This is a genomic window from Ketobacter sp. GenoA1, from assembly GCF_003671475.1.
Lineage (GTDB): Bacteria > Pseudomonadota > Gammaproteobacteria > Pseudomonadales > Ketobacteraceae > Ketobacter.
In genome coordinates this window covers 749,214-764,024 of record NZ_RCHM01000042.1, presented here as the reverse complement: position 1 = coordinate 764,024, position 14,811 = coordinate 749,214, and the positions used below count along the sequence as shown (strand labels likewise).

Genomic DNA, 14,811 nt, shown 5'->3' with positions numbered 1-14,811 from the left:
ACGGGAATTAAGGATCGTAAATGCGACGATGGAATGGCTGGGGAGATGAAGCCAATGATTTCCCCCTGAAGCCAGAAGCGCAGAAATTTCTGCTACAGCAAATCGGGGCCGCTGCTGCGCTGGAGGATGCGGCCCTGGCCGACGTGATCAATAGGGTGCCGCCATCACGCCTGCCGGATCATCCATTGATAACCCGTGAAGCAGAGCCAAGAGTGCGCCACGCCCGCGGTCAAAGCCTGCCGGACTGGCTTGCCATGAGATCCGGACACATGGAGCCCTTCCCTGACGCCGTGGCCTTTCCGGAAAACAACGCTGAAGTGCAGGCTCTGCTGCAATTTGCCGCCACACATAATGCGGAACTGATTACCTATGGTGGCGGCTCCTCTGTGGTCGGGCACATTAACCCTCGCCGCTCTGAACGGCCAACACTCACCGTCAGCATGGTGAACTTCAACCGACTCTTACACCTGGATAAAACCAGCAACCTGGCCACTTTCGGAGCCGGCGCCCCCGGCCCGCTGATTGAATCCCAATTGCAGGCGCAGGGTTTTACCCTGGGACACTTTCCCCAATCCTGGGAACTGTCGACACTGGGTGGCTGGGTCGCCAGTCGATCCAGCGGGCAGCAATCGTTGCGCTACGGCCGCATTGAACAGTTACTGGCCGGTGCCACCGTGGAAACCACCCGGGGAACACTGCACATTCCCACCACACCGGCCTCCTCAGCCGGCACCGATTTGCGGGAAATCCTACTCGGCTCCGAAGGGCGCATGGGTATCATTACCGACGCCACGGTCAAGGTGAGCCCATTACCGGAAACAGAACGCTTTTACGGGGTATTTTTTCCGGATTCGGATGCCGGCGTAACCGCTGTACGGGCACTGGCCCAGCAAAGGGTACCGCTGTCCATGATGCGACTGAGCAACTGCGGTGAAACCAGGACGCAACTGAAGTTGGCGGGGCACCCAACCGCCGTGGCTGCCCTGGAACGCTATTTACGAATACGGGGTGCAGGGCAGGATAAGTGCCTGTTCACTTTCGGCGTTACCGGCAACAAGGATTTCTGCCGGGCGACGCTCATTCAAACCAATCGCATCATAAAACAGCATGACGGCATCAATACCGGCACCTTGCTCGGCAAAAAATGGCAAGAGAACCGCTTTCGCTCGCCTTATCTGCGCCATGGGCTTTGGAACTTGGGTTATGCCGTCGATACAGTGGAAACCGCCGTCGACTGGGCACGGGTGCCCGCCACCGTTGAAGCCATCGAAAACGCCATTCATCACACGCTGAAAATGGCCGGAGAAAAAATTCTTGTATTCACCCACCTCTCCCACGTCTACCAGCAGGGCTCCAGCATCTATACCACCTACGTTTTTCGTTGCGCCCGTAATTATCCAGAAACGCTTGATCGCTGGCGCCGCATGAAACAGGCCGCGAGCCAGGCCATCGTAAAAAATGGTGGCACCATCAGCCACCAACATGGCGTTGGAACAGATCACCTAGCCTATCTGAAAGCAGAAAAAGGCGAACTGGGGATGGCCACCATTGACGCTCTGTGCCGGCACTTTGATCCACATGGCATCATGAATCCCGGTAAGCTCGTGCCTGAAGAGGACAAGCATGAATCCCATTGACCGCAATCAGGCCTGGCAACAAATCACCCACCACGACAGCCCCTGGGACCTGATCATTGTGGGGGGTGGTATCACCGGCGTGGGCATTTTGCGAGAAGCCGCGCGGCTGGGTTTAAAGAGCTTACTGGTGGAACAAAAAGATTACGCCTGGGGCACGTCCAGCCGCTCTTCCAAAATGGTTCACGGCGGTTTGCGTTACATTGCCCAGGGTGACATCAAGCTGACCAAACATTCCGTGCAGGAACGGGAGCGGCTCATTGCAGAAGCCCCCGGCCTGGTGGAACGATTGGGTTACCTGTTTCCGATCCGTAAAGGTCAGATTCCGGGCAAATTGTTGTTCAATAGTTTGCTGAAAATCTACGACAAACTGGCCGGCGTCAAAACCCAGCAATTTTTTGGCAGCAAAAAGTTATTACAAAGGGTGCCGGGCCTGAACCCCGACAAACTCAAAGGCGCAAGCTATTACACCGACGCCATTACCGATGATGCCAGACTGGTGCTGCGGGTATTGCATGAAGCGCTGCAGCCGGGCACCACCGCCCTCAACTACTGCCGGGCAGAGGCCCTGCTCTACAACGCCCACGGCCAAGTGAATGGTGTCAGGCTGCTGGATTGTGTTCACCGCCAACAGCAGGATGTGCGGGGGAAAGTGGTCATCAACGCAACCGGAGCCTGGGTGGACAATCTGCGGGAAGTGGTCAGCCACGAACGCACCATTCGCCCATTGCGGGGCAGCCACATTATCATTCCTCACGAATTGGCGCCGGTGAACGATGCCCTCACTCTGTTTCATCCCCAGGATAAACGGGCGGTATTCATTTTCCCCTGGGAGAACGCAACGGTGGTGGGAACCACCGACCTGGACCATGCGCTGGACCTGGATCTTGAACCCAGTATCACCAACCCTGAGATCGATTATTTGCTGAGCCTGGTGCAACAGCAATTTCCCCAGGCCAATATAACCCGGGATACCATCATCGCCACCTACGCCGGCGTGCGGCCGGTGATCAGCAAGGATCGCAGTAAAGCACCCTCCAAAGAAAAACGGGATCATCAGGTTTGGGTTGATAACGGGCTGGTCAGCGTCAGTGGCGGCAAGCTTACCACGTTCAGGCTCATTGCCCTTGACACCCTGGACACCGCGTTAGCGCTCATCAGCCCAACTGGCACCCCCCCACCGGCGGCCCCCAAGCGGAGCATCATCACTGGCGCCACCGTGAAACCGGAGCAACTGAATATTGATGACCCGGCGCTGGCGGCAAGATTAATCGGCTGCTATGGGGACTCTGTGCTGGACATAATTCAGCAAAGCAAAACCGGTGAACTGTACTGTATCGAGCCCACCCGTTTCTGCCTGGCGGAGATCCGTTGGTGCGCCAGACATGAAAGTGTGGTCAATCTTGACGATCTGCTGTTACGCCGTACTCGGCTCGGTCTGCTGCTGAAGAACGGAGGCTCTGAGCTGCTGCCGTTGTTGCAACCGATTTGCATGGAAGAACTCGGTTGGGACCACGCCACCTGGGTGGCCCAGCGGGAACGCTACATGACCCTCTGGCATCAACATTATTACCTGCCGAGCGCCTGATGCCTGACGCGATCCTGGCCATCGACAACGGTACCCAAAGCGTGCGCGCGCTGCTGTTCGACCTGAACGGGCAGTTACTGGCAAAAAGCCAGGTGGAACTCGAACCCTACTACTCCACCCAGCCCGGCTGGGCCGAACAGGATCCTGATTATTTTTGGCGACAACTGTGTTCGGCCTGCCGCTCACTGTGGCAGATGGACACAGTTGACCCCGCTACCCTGCGCGCCGTTGCACTCACCACCCAGCGCTCGACCGTCATCAATGTGGATATCAACGGCAACCCTTTGCGCCCTGCCATGGTGTGGCTGGATCAGCGTCAGTTGGATAACATTGACCCCTTGAAAGGACCCTGGCGCTACCTGATCAAAGCCGCCGGTGGGGAGGACACCCTAAACTATTACCGGGCACAGGCGGAATGCAACTGGATAGCCCACCATCAACCCAACATATGGAAAGCCACCCATAAATACCTGCTGTTATCGGGATACCTGACCTATCTGCTTTGCGGCAATTACGCAGACTCAACCGCGAGCCAGGTCGGCTACCTGCCGTTTGATTTCAAACACCACCGCTGGTGTGCCAAGCACGACTGGCGCTGGCAAGCGCTGGCCGTCAAGCGCTCACAGTTACCGCGGCTTTATGCACCCGGTACCGTTATCGGGCAGATCACCGCCGAAGCAGCACGGGACACCGGCATCCCTCACGGGTTGCCCTTGATTTCCGCCGGCAGTGACAAGGCCTGCGAAGTGATAGGGTGCGGCGCGTTGACCCCGGACACAGGCAGCATCAGTTACGGCACCACCGCAACCTTCAACGTCACCAGCCCCAAATACCGGGAGGCCATTCCCATGCTGCCCGCGTACCCCGCCGCAATGCCAAACCACTACAGTTGCGAGGTCATCGTACAGCGGGGCTATTGGATGGTGAATTGGTTCAAACGGGAATTTGCGCACAGGGAGGCTGAAAAGGCCAAAGAACTCAATATCGCGGTGGAATCGCTGTTCGAGCGGTGGCTGAAAGAAGTACCGGCCGGGTCCATGGGTTTAACACTGCAACCCTATTGGTCCCCCGGCTTGCGTATACCGGGCCCGGAGGCAAAGGGAGCCATTATCGGCTTTGGCGATGTGCACACCAAAGCCCACCTCTATCGAGCCATTATTGAAGGCATTGCCTATGCATTAAGAGAAGGAAAAGAACGCATTGAAAACCGCACCGGCCAACCCATTAACAAGCTTATGGTGTCAGGGGGAGGCGCGCAAAGCAATGGCATCATGCAGATCACTGCGGATATCTTCGGCATGGATGCGCACCGCCCACACACCTTCGAAACCTCAGGCCTGGGGGCGGCTATCAATGGGGCGGTGGGTTGCGGCCTCTACGCCGATCACCAGCAGGCTATTGCCCATATGACCCATCCAGGCGAGCGATTCAGCCCCGTCGATGACCACAAAAATCTTTATGACCAACTGTTCAAAGAGGTCTATTCGCCCCTCTATGAACAACTTAAACCGCTTTATGGCGCGATCCGCCGCATCGTAGGTTACCCGTAGGGGTTTTCCTTGAACACGCGCTGGATTTCTTCGATTTGAGCATTGTCATTGATTAATGCCGCGACACATTCGGCGTCCAGCTTCTCACCGGCCATCTCCTTTAACTTCGCAAACGCCTCACTGTTGCTCCAGGCTTCCTTGTAAGGTCTGCGACTGGTTAATGCATCAAACACATCGGCCACCGCAACGATTCTTGCCTCCAGGGGTATGGCATTGCCCACCAATCGGTCCGGGTAGCCGGTACCGTCCCAGGCCTCATGGTGATGCAGCGCTATGTTACGCAGCATATCCACATGGGTAACACCATTTAAACCATAGTTCTTTAGCAACTTGTCGATGAGAGAACGGCCCTGCTCCGAGTGCGTTCGCATGATTTCCCGCTCCTCTGCATCCAGCGGCCCATCCTTGAGTAATATGCTGTCGGGGATAGCGAGTTTGCCCAGATCGTGCAGCGGTGCAAAAAGTAAAATATGCTCTACGTACTGATCATCCAGCCCCTTTAGCTCTGCAATGTTCTTGGCAATCAATTGGGAGTAACGGGACATTCGCTCAAGATGACCACCGGTTTCCGGATCACGTGAATGAGTCAAATCCAAGGCGGACTTGATGGTGGCCAGCAACACCCTGACGTTGGTTCGCTCGTTTAATATCAGGAGCGTGATCATGTGGGCAATCACATCCAGCTCCGTTAAAACCCGCTCACTGAACACCTCAGGCTCATCACCGTTGAAAAAGACAAACCCGAGAAAGTGCCCCTCCCACACCATGGGCAGGGTATAACTGGATCGCAAACCGGCATCATAAATTGCCTTGGTGTGTTGATGCTCGTCACCGTGGCGATTGAAAACACTTAAATCATTCACCACCCGCGGCTCACCGCTGGCCGCTATCTCCTGCAACGAAAGGCAATCCGCCAGTTTGGCCTGATAGTGGGTGAGCGGACTGTCTTCCAGACTGCTGTAGACAAATGTTCTCAGGTAGTCGGTATCCGGATCATACAGGGCCACTGCAATGCGGGTGATGTGCGGCATATGATCTTTCATAACACCATGCATGAAACGCAATTTGTCAGCGACGGTCTCTGCCTCTGCCAGACCCTGCCACGGATCTGCGTGTTTCTCCCCTGACATAACGGCCCTCACACTGAAACACAATCAGTATTAATCCTTTACGTAAACCGGATGCATTGCAAGCACAAAACCACCCGGTTTACTTGACCCATGACAGAGATTATTGAATTACATACCCTTTTTTAATCCGTAATACGTTGTCGATTATGGGGCTCATCCAGATTCTGCAGCGGACCCAACGGCACGATGCCAGACGGATTGATGGTGCCATGACTGGCGTAATAATGGGTTTTGATATGATCGAAGTGTGTGGTTTCTGCTACACCCGGCCATTGATAAAGCTCGCGCATATAATTGTCCAGATTGGGATAATCCCTGATGCGGCGAAGGTTGCACTTGAAATGGCCGTGATAGACAGCATCGAATCGAATCAACGTGGTAAACAAGCGCCAATCGGCTTCGGTTAAACGACTGCCCACCAGATAGCGTTGGCTTTCCAACAACTGTTCCAGATAGTCCAGAGTCTCGAACAACGGCAGGAGCGCCTCTTCGTAGGCCTCCTGAGTCGTGGCAAACCCGGCCCGGTAAACACCGTTGTTCACCTGGTTATAAATTAAGTGATTGAGGCGATCCACCCCCTCTTGCTCCGCCGGGGGATAAAAGTCACCAACGCTTGCCCCGCAGCCATCGAACGCGCTGTTAAACATGCGGATGATGTCCGCCGATTCGTTGCTGACAACGGTTTCAGTAACCTTATCCCACAATACCGGCACCGTAACCCGCCCGCTGTATTGGGGATCGGCTTTTAGATAGACCTGGTACAGGTAGTCCAGGCCGTAAAGCGTATCACCAGTCACCTCTTCACCCGCTGCGAAAGTCCAACCGTGCTCCAGCATCAACGGATTGACGACGGCCACACTCACCAGTGACTCAAGGCCTTTCAGCTTGCGGAATATCAAGGTCCGGTGCGCCCAGGGACAGGCCAGGGACACATACAGATGGTAACGCCCGGGCTCTGCCTTGAAACCGCCGGCTCCGGTCGGCCCGGCACGACCGTCTGCGGTTACCCAGTTACGAAACTGGGCGGCGGAGCGCTCAAAGCGCCCCTTAGTGGATTCCGTGTCATACCATTGGTCCAACCAGCGACCTTCCACCAACAATCCCATGATATTCCCTCCTATTGGGTTGACATTACATTCACATCAGCGGTATTCCGGGCCGATCCCAGGCCATGAATACTGATCCAGCGATCCAGCGAAAAGGCACCGCCACCACGAATCAGGAGCGCCACTGAGATCGCCAGTAACGACAACCCGAACTCGTAGCCGTTGTTACTCATGAACAACCCATTCTGGATATGCACTGAGACTATGGCCACCACCATGGTAATGGCCAACACCAGGGCCGCCGGCCGGGTGAGCAGGCCCACCAACAACGCCAACCCGCCGAAGAATTCCGCACTGCCCGCCGCCAGCGCCATGAGGTAGCCCGGCTCCAGTCCAATGGACGCCATCCACTGCCCCGTACCGTCCAGCCCATAACCACCGAAAGCGCCAAACAATTTCTGGGCGCCGTGGGCCATAAAAATAATGCCCGCAGGTATCCGCAATGCCAGCCCCGCCAGGCTGGAATCCGTGAAAACAATATTCCTAAGTAAAGATGTGTTCATGCTGACCTCCAAAACGACCCTGATTGATGAGTGTGGAGCCATTATAGGAAGCGATTATTTCGAAAGATAATTGATTAATTAGACTGTTTATTTCGAATTTTTAGAACATTCTACTGAAGGGGAAGTGAATAAAGTAAACAGCTGGGCATAAAAAAAGCCTCTTAAGAGAGGCTTTTAGGAAACTGATTGGGTGTTTTCGTCATACCGAAATCACGATGGTCAACACTTCCTTGGCAATGAACCCGAATACACCCAGACCCAGGGTGAGGAAGATGGCAAAGGTGCCCAATTTGCCAGCCTTGGATTCAGCGGCAAGCTTGTACATGATGAAAAACATGTACGCAATCAGACCGGATACGCACACATAAAGGGAAACCGCTTCAAACTGCTCAACAGACATCACGCCACCTCGACTTCGGGTACCTGAATACAACAGGCGTTAATCGCGAGGCGGAATATACCCACCACAATTCGAATTAACAAGCGCATCTTGATAAAAAACTGATCTATATCAACATTAAGCGAACACTTGTTTACAAAAACTCATCAAAACATCAGAACAGAGCTAACTGATTGTTTTGGAATGGTAAAGAAAACTTATCACATGATAAGTGACGGCTTCCCGCGTATTGTATACCCGCCTTTCTACAGGCGTTCCGAAACCGGTTATTGAACAATTCTGCAAATGGCCCCTGACCTCTCATACGCTCGCCAAACTGGGCTGAATAGAGCCTGCCGCCACGACTCTGGCGGACGATGCTCAGCACCCGCTCCGCCCGTTGCGGATAGTGCTCAGCCAGCCACTCAGAAAACAATGGGGCCACCTCCAGGGGCAAGCGCAGAAAAATGTAATTGGCACTTTCCGCACCGGCCTGGGCAGAGCGGTTGACTATGTCCTCAACCTCCCCATCGTTCAGCCAGGGAATGAGTGGCGCCATCAGCACCCCCACGGGTATGCCGGCCTGGGTCAGTGCCGACACCACCCTGAGCCGCGCGGCACCCGAGGCCGTTCTGGGCTCCAGCTGGCCTTTAAGCCGGTTATTCAAGGTGGTAACACTGATCATGACTTTCACCAAATCCAATTCGGCCGCCTGCTTGAGCACATCAATATCCCTCAATACCAACGCACTTTTGGTGATCAGCGTGAATGGATGGCGGAACCGCACCAGCACCGTCAGCAACTCCCGGGTGATTTCCGTGTGGCGCTCCACCGGCTGATAGGGGTCGGTTGCCGTACCCAGGGTGATGGGGCTGGGCTTGTAGCCTTGCTTTTGCAATGCCTCCTGCAAACGTTGCGCTGCATTTTCCTTAACAAATATTCGCGTCTCAAAATCCAGCCCCGGCGACAGATCCACATAGGCGTGATTAGGCCGGGCAAAACAGTAAATACAACCATGCTCACAACCGCGATAGGGGTTTATTGACTGCTCAAACGGAACATCGGGGGATTGGTTACGACTAATGATGGATTTGGCGGTCTCACGGTAAAACACCGTTTGCGGTGCCGGCATGGCCTCATCAGTGTCGCTCTGGCTCTGGGTTGGATTATATCGCCCCGTTGGGTTGCTAACGGCGCCGCGCCCTTTGTACATCATGCCTTGGGTCCTTTGAATATCATGATAATCACCTGCATTTCACGACAACTGTATATTCATACAGCTGTCGTGAAATATCAAGAAAATGCGCCGGATATTGATGTAAGTACTGGGTTGGATGTCCAAGCCGCTCTATCATTAGCGGATAACAATCAAGGAGCTAATATGGCCTCCAGCGCTCAACCAGTACTCCGACTCAAGCGGGTTGCTATTGATACCTATCACGAGAACGTGGCTTACCTGCACCGGGATTGCCCGGTCTATAAGGCCGAAGGCTTTCAAGCACTGAGCAAAGTCGAGGTCCGCGAGGACGGTAAAAAAATACTGGCGGTTCTCAATGTGGTGGACGATGACTGCATTGTAATGCCGGGACAACTGGGCCTGTCAGAACAGGCCTTCGATCATTTGGGGGTGGCGGAATCCAGCAACGTACGGGTCAACCATGCAGAGCCGCCACTGTCCATGGAGTTTGTACGTGAGAAACTGTCCGGAGAACGAATCACCCAGGATAAGTTTCATCACATCATTCAGGATATTGCCCAGAACCGTTACTCCAAACCCGAGATCGCGGCTTTTCTCGTGGCGGTTTCTGAAGCGGGGCTGGATCGGGATGAAGTGCTTTACCTGACCCGGGCCATGGTGGAGTCCGGACAAAAACTGGATTGGGAAGAAAAGCGCGTTGTCGACAAACACTGCATTGGCGGCATCCCGGGTAACCGCACCTCCATGGTGGTGGTGCCCATCGTGGCAGCCTTTGGTCTGTTGTGTCCGAAAACCTCAAGCCGCGCCATCACCTCCCCGGCCGGCACCGCCGATACCATGGAAGTATTGGCGCAGGTTGATCTGCCCATGGAGCAGTTGCATAAAATTGTACGCGAGCAGCGTGGTTGCCTGGCGTGGGGGGGAACCGCAAAACTGGCACCGGCGGATGACGTGCTGATCTCGGTTGAGCGCCCGTTGGCGATCGACTCCCAGGCGCAGATGGTGGCCTCTATTCTATCGAAGAAAAGGGCCTGCGGCTCCAGCCATCTTCTGATCGACATACCGGAGGGCCCCACCGCCAAAGTCCGCTCCATGAAAGAAGCGATGCAACTGCGTAAATTATTTGAATACGTGGGCGATCGCATTGGCTTGGTGACCCAGGTCATCATCACCGACGGCCGACAACCCATTGGCCGGGGTATTGGCCCGGTGCTGGAGGCAAGGGATGTCATGCGGGTGCTGCGTAATGATCCGGAAGCACCCCATGACCTGCGGGAAAAGTCCTTGCAGCTGGCCGGCAGATTACTTGAATTCGATAATGATATTCGCGGTGGCGAAGGCTACGAAATCGCTCGGGATATACTGGATTCCGGCCGCGCCCTGTTCAAGATGGAACAGATTATCGAAGCCCAGGGTAAACAGAACCTGCGTTACGAATTGGGCACACTGACCCAGGATGTGGTGGCACCGGCCGACGGCACCGTCCTGGGCATCAACAACCTGACCATGGCCCGTATCGCGCGCCTGGCAGGGGCACCCATTGATAAAGGTGCAGGGGTGTATTTGTATAAACGAACCGGCGACAGGGTTCACCAAGGTGAACCACTGTATCGCATCTATTCCCAGTTTCCTGCAGACTTTCAGTTTGCCTGCCGCCTTGCAGAAAAAGACAACGGCTATCAGGTGGGAACCGCAGAGGAGCAAACAATCCCATGGTAACGGACACAAACACGATGGTGGTGCTGGGCTTTGAAAGCAGCTGGCAACAGGCAACACGGCTGGCGCAGTGCCTGTCGGTGCCCTGCTCGCTGATACAATGCCACCTCTTTCCCGATGGCGAAAGCCGAATAAAAGTACCCACCGGCCTCCCCCCTACGGTGCTGTTTGTGTTGAGCCTTGACAACCCCAATGCCAAACTGATCGAGCTGCTACTGGCCGTTGCCGCCAGCCGGCGTCATGGCTGTCAGCGGGCTATTTTGGTGGCACCGTATTTATGTTACATGCGGCAGGACATTGAATTCGAACCGGGGCAAGCCGTCAGCCAACTGATTATCGGCGACCTGCTTTCCAGCCGGCTGGATGGCATCATCACGGTGGACCCTCACCTGCACCGCATTAACCACCTGTCCGAATCCTTCACCCACTGCGAGGCCATCAGTCTGTCTGCCGCCGGTGAAATTGGCCGGTATCTCAAGCCCGGAGCGGACAACCGGATGCTGGTGGGCCCCGACGAAGAATCAGAACAATGGGTAAAAACCGCCTCCGACACCAGCGGCCTGCCCTATTGCATCGCCCGCAAAGTCCGCCACGGTGACCGGGATGTGGAAGTGGCGTTGCCCGATGAAAACCTGAGTGGAAAGCACGCCATTCTACTGGACGACGTCATCAGCTCCGGCCACACCATCAAGCAGGCGGCACAGGCATTGATGCGGGCAGGCTGTGTGCAAGTGGATGCTGTTTGTACCCACGGTCTGTTTGCCCCCGGTGCGCCGGAGGCATTAACAGAGGCGGGCATCACCCAGGTGGTCAGTTGCAACAGCATTCCCCACCCCAGCAATCAAATCGATTTGTCACCACTGATCAAAGATGCCGTGATCAGGCTGGCCTATTGACACTCCCAGCTATGAACGTCCGGCTTTTCCGCAGCAGCAATCGGACGCAACGGCATGTTATCAACTTCAAACACGCCACTCCCCTGATCCGGCCATTGCCCCAGAAGAATTTCAAACTTGGGGGTTAACGGGTATTTCTGCAGTACCAGCTTTTTGACGTTGATCTGCTTAACCGGGAGATAATCCAGTATCAGACGGCTTTCGGAACGCGCCCCAGAGGACAAAGACTGCTTGCAAAGCACATTGGCGTAAAGCACAAAGCCATCTTCCCGTACATGCAGGTAAAGACGCTGATAAAAGTGCATGCCGTTCTCTTCCACGGACTCAGAAAAATACCAATGGCCGATGATAGGTTGGCCAGCAATATCCACCGGTGTCACTTCGACGCTATCACAGGCCACCAACAGCATCAGCCCCAACAACAACACACTGTTCTTCATCACTAAACCCCCAAAATAAATTCAGCAACCCAGTCAGCAGCTTGCCGCCAATGCTGTATCTGGGTCAAGCCACTGGCTTTGCGCGGCTTGAAATCATGATCACCGTCTTCCAGCCAGCGAATGTCGCAACTGGCCGGCAGATTATAATGGGCCACCTCCTGCGGTTTACCAAAGGGATCACGGGTGCCTTGCACGATCAACCAAGGTGAATCAATATCAGGCCAGTGATCACTCCGAACTTTGTCCGCTTTACCCGGCGGATGGAAGGGGTAGCCTAACGACACGGCCCCTCTGACCCCGGACTGGGCCAACAGCATCGAAGCCACACGCCCACCCATTGATTTGCCACCCACTACACAGCTGGCAGCACCGCCCGCATCATCAACCACCCGCGCAAACGCATCCAGCAGAATCTGCATTCGATCCGGTGGCCGCTTCTTGCCGGTTTGGCGGCGCTGCATCATATAGGGAAATTCGAACCGAATCACCCGCACACCCCGCTCCGCCACCAGCCCTGCCAGAGCCTGCATAAAGTCGCTGTCCATGGGGGCGCCGGCACCGTGGGCGAAGACAAGAGTCAAGTCGCTTTTCGGGTTTTGCGGAGTATCACAAAGGTAGGACATGTTGCCCTCCAAAGCGGTTGGAAACCAGCGCGCATTGTCTCATAATCGGCCTCCATTTTGTTGGGAGCAGTCTGATTATGTGGTTCAAAAACTTGCGTATCTTCCGATTCACCAAACCTTTCGACATGAGCGCGGAGGAACTGCAAACCCACCTGGCGGACAAACCCTTTAACCCCTGCGGACGCCAGGATCTGACAAAATACGGCTGGGTGCCCCCCATTGAGCAGGCCCAGGCTGCAGATCAGGAGCCTCAGTTTGTGCACGCCTGCAACGGATTTCTGATGTTGTGTGCCAAACGGGAGGACAAGGTCATTCCGGCCTCCGTGGTGAAAGAGGCTGTGCTGGAGCGCTCCCAACACATTGAACAGAAAGAAGCACGCAAAGTCTTCAAAAAGGAACGGGATCAGCTCAAAGATGACGTGATGCTGGAACTGCTGCCCAGAGCATTCTCCAAATCACAGCGGGTCTATGGGTATATTTCACCCAAAGACAATCTGCTGCTGATTGATGCCTCCAGTGCATCCAAGGCGGAGCAATTCATGAGTCACTTGCGGGATACCCTGGGCTCGCTGCCGGTGATCCCGCCGGCCAGCAAGCAGGTGCCCACCGATGTGATGACCCATTGGCTGGCAGAACAAAATGCTCACCCGCCATTCCTGCTGGAACGGGAATGTGAATTAAGCAATCCCACCGACAGCGCCAACGTCATTCGCTGTAAAGCACAGGACCTGGATGCAGACGAGGTCCAGTCCATGCTGGAATCCGGCAAGCGTTGCACCAAACTGGCGGTTAACTGGAACGACAGCCTCCACTGTGTGATCGAGGAGGATCTCAGCATCAAGCGCATGAAGTTTGATGATCAACTGATCGAGCAGGCCCATGAAACCGACGCCGAGAGCAAGGCCCAGCAATTTGATCAGGATTTTGCGGTAATGAGTCTGGAATTGTCGAAATTCTGCAAAGACCTTTTCAAGGCTTTCGGGGGGCTGGAAAAAACCCGGGTGGTCTGATCACTAAACCAGAATGATTCCGAGCACAACACCCAACACCACCAGCCCGGTGATCAGCAGGAAAATATTGGTTTTCGAGGCGATCATCCCGCCAGGCTTGGGTGCCTCCGGAACCAGGGCCTTTTCATCGGTACGGAAAATCAACTCCATTCGACCGATGCGGATCACATCGCCCGGGTGCAGCGTGGTAAATTCCACCGAGCGGTTATTGATGAAGATAGGATTACGCCCCTCGCAGGATTCCAGTACCCACTCATCCGCCAGTTTGCGAATACGCGCGTGGTGGCCGGACACGGTCTTATCGGACAACTGAAACTCGCATTCCGATTCACGCCCCAACAACCAGGCGTTCTTGTTCTGGGAGATCAGAGAAAACACCTTACCCCGTATGGGTGCCGTGAGCATCACCAGACGCGGGCCGCTGCCGCTGTCGACGGTTGCGGAGGTGCGCTCGGATTTCCCCTGCAGGCGATTCAAATCGTCGATACTGAGGATACGGGTACTGTCTTCGTCGGCGGCAACCGGTGCTTGCTTTTCTGCGGCGATGGGCTCACCGGCTGGCGCCGGGGCGGCAGTCTGTTTCGCTGGTTGTATGGGGGCCGCCTGAAACATGGTGGCCTCCGCATCACCAGAACCGGCCTCATCGGTCACCAGCCGAAACGCAATCTCATGAAAACGGATTTCGTCGCCCACACTCAACGATTGCGGAGCAGACAGGCGCCGCCCGTTAATAAAGGTTCCATTGGTCGAGCGCAAATCCTCCACCACGATATCGCCATTCACGCGACTGATTTTGGCGTGATAACGGGAAATATGGCCGCTCTCCAGGGTAATACTGCATTCAATTTCCCGCCCTACCAGTATCTCGTCGTCATCCAGTGAGAACTCCGTTCCATCCTGCAGGGAACGCAGCCGCAAACCACCAACAGCGCCGGGAGCCAGGGTTCTGTCATGCATTGGGATATAGGAACCGTTTTTGTAACTCATTTTTTGATTATAGGTTGAGTATTCCCTGAGCGAAAGGATGAACTACCGGCC

At 55.1% G+C, this 14,811-nt stretch carries 14 protein-coding genes; 6 read left to right on the top strand and 8 right to left on the bottom strand.

Going from position 1 to position 14,811, the window contains the following annotated elements:
• Positions 1–20: 20 nt before the first annotated feature.
• From D9N13_RS17460 to D9N13_RS17450, 3 genes are read left to right on the top strand one after another with little or no spacing between them, the layout of a single operon-like run.
• Positions 21–1,637 (top strand): FAD-binding oxidoreductase, encoded by a 1,617-nt coding sequence (locus D9N13_RS17460; protein ID WP_290592660.1) that lies wholly within the window; start codon positions 21–23, stop codon positions 1,635–1,637.
• Positions 1,624–3,222 carry a glycerol-3-phosphate dehydrogenase/oxidase gene (locus D9N13_RS17455; protein WP_290592658.1) on the top strand — a complete coding sequence of 533 codons (1,599 nt, stop codon included), beginning with the start codon at positions 1,624–1,626 and terminating at the stop codon, positions 3,220–3,222. Before D9N13_RS17460 ends, D9N13_RS17455 begins: the two co-directional genes overlap by 14 nt.
• Entirely contained in the window at positions 3,222–4,772 is a 1,551-nt protein-coding gene (locus D9N13_RS17450) for an FGGY-family carbohydrate kinase (protein ID WP_290592656.1), read from the top strand. The genes D9N13_RS17455 and D9N13_RS17450 overlap by 1 nt, the downstream gene beginning before the upstream one ends.
• On the opposite strand, the gene D9N13_RS17445 is transcribed toward D9N13_RS17450, so the two are convergent.
• The 5 genes from D9N13_RS17445 to D9N13_RS17425 form a co-directional block, all read right to left on the bottom strand.
• Positions 4,763–5,902 carry an HD domain-containing phosphohydrolase gene (locus tag D9N13_RS17445; protein ID WP_290592654.1) on the bottom strand — a complete coding sequence of 380 codons (1,140 nt, stop codon included), beginning with the start codon at positions 5,900–5,902 and terminating at the stop codon, positions 4,763–4,765. The two genes, D9N13_RS17450 and D9N13_RS17445, sit on opposite strands and share 10 nt — an antisense overlap.
• A 122-nt stretch (positions 5,903–6,024) precedes the next feature.
• On the bottom strand, positions 6,025–7,008 hold the full coding sequence (locus D9N13_RS17440) for a glutathione S-transferase family protein (RefSeq protein WP_290592652.1): 984 nt from the start codon (positions 7,006–7,008) through the stop codon (positions 6,025–6,027).
• Positions 7,009–7,019: 11 nt separating this feature from the next.
• Positions 7,020–7,511: a DoxX family protein gene (locus D9N13_RS17435; protein WP_290592650.1), complete on the bottom strand. Its 492-nt coding sequence runs from the start codon at positions 7,509–7,511 to the stop codon at positions 7,020–7,022.
• Between the two features lie 199 nt (positions 7,512–7,710).
• Positions 7,711–7,911, bottom strand: a complete 201-nt coding sequence (locus tag D9N13_RS17430; RefSeq protein ID WP_290592648.1) for a DUF2788 domain-containing protein — start codon at positions 7,909–7,911, stop codon at positions 7,711–7,713.
• A 154-nt stretch (positions 7,912–8,065) separates the two neighbouring features.
• Positions 8,066–9,106: a PA0069 family radical SAM protein gene (locus D9N13_RS17425; RefSeq protein WP_290592646.1), complete on the bottom strand. Its 1,041-nt coding sequence runs from the start codon at positions 9,104–9,106 to the stop codon at positions 8,066–8,068.
• A 165-nt stretch (positions 9,107–9,271) separates the two neighbouring features.
• Here D9N13_RS17425 and D9N13_RS17420 point away from each other — a divergent pair, with 165 nt between their 5' ends.
• Positions 9,272–10,807, top strand: a complete 1,536-nt coding sequence (locus D9N13_RS17420) for a thymidine phosphorylase family protein (protein ID WP_290592644.1) — start codon at positions 9,272–9,274, stop codon at positions 10,805–10,807.
• A complete protein-coding gene (locus D9N13_RS17415) occupies positions 10,801–11,700 on the top strand; it encodes a ribose-phosphate diphosphokinase (protein WP_290592642.1) in 900 nt (299 codons plus the stop codon). The genes D9N13_RS17420 and D9N13_RS17415 overlap by 7 nt, the downstream gene beginning before the upstream one ends.
• Here D9N13_RS17415 and D9N13_RS17410 read toward each other — a convergent pair.
• Together D9N13_RS17410 and D9N13_RS17405 are read right to left on the bottom strand one after the other, a co-directional pair.
• Positions 11,694–12,140 (bottom strand): hypothetical protein, encoded by a 447-nt coding sequence (locus D9N13_RS17410; protein ID WP_290592640.1) that lies wholly within the window; start codon positions 12,138–12,140, stop codon positions 11,694–11,696. The two genes, D9N13_RS17415 and D9N13_RS17410, sit on opposite strands and share 7 nt — an antisense overlap.
• A gap of 2 nt (positions 12,141–12,142) precedes the next feature.
• Positions 12,143–12,763, bottom strand: a complete 621-nt coding sequence (locus D9N13_RS17405) for an alpha/beta fold hydrolase (RefSeq protein WP_290592638.1) — start codon at positions 12,761–12,763, stop codon at positions 12,143–12,145.
• A gap of 77 nt (positions 12,764–12,840) precedes the next feature.
• Between D9N13_RS17405 and rdgC the strand changes: the two genes are divergently transcribed.
• Positions 12,841–13,773: a recombination-associated protein RdgC gene (gene rdgC / locus D9N13_RS17400; RefSeq protein ID WP_290592636.1), complete on the top strand. Its 933-nt coding sequence runs from the start codon at positions 12,841–12,843 to the stop codon at positions 13,771–13,773.
• 3 nt (positions 13,774–13,776) lie between these two features.
• Here the strand turns inward: rdgC and D9N13_RS17395 are convergent, their stop codons facing one another.
• Positions 13,777–14,730, bottom strand: coding sequence for an FHA domain-containing protein (locus tag D9N13_RS17395; protein ID WP_290592634.1), 954 nt, complete (start codon positions 14,728–14,730; stop codon positions 13,777–13,779).
• Positions 14,731–14,811: the final 81 nt, after the last annotated feature.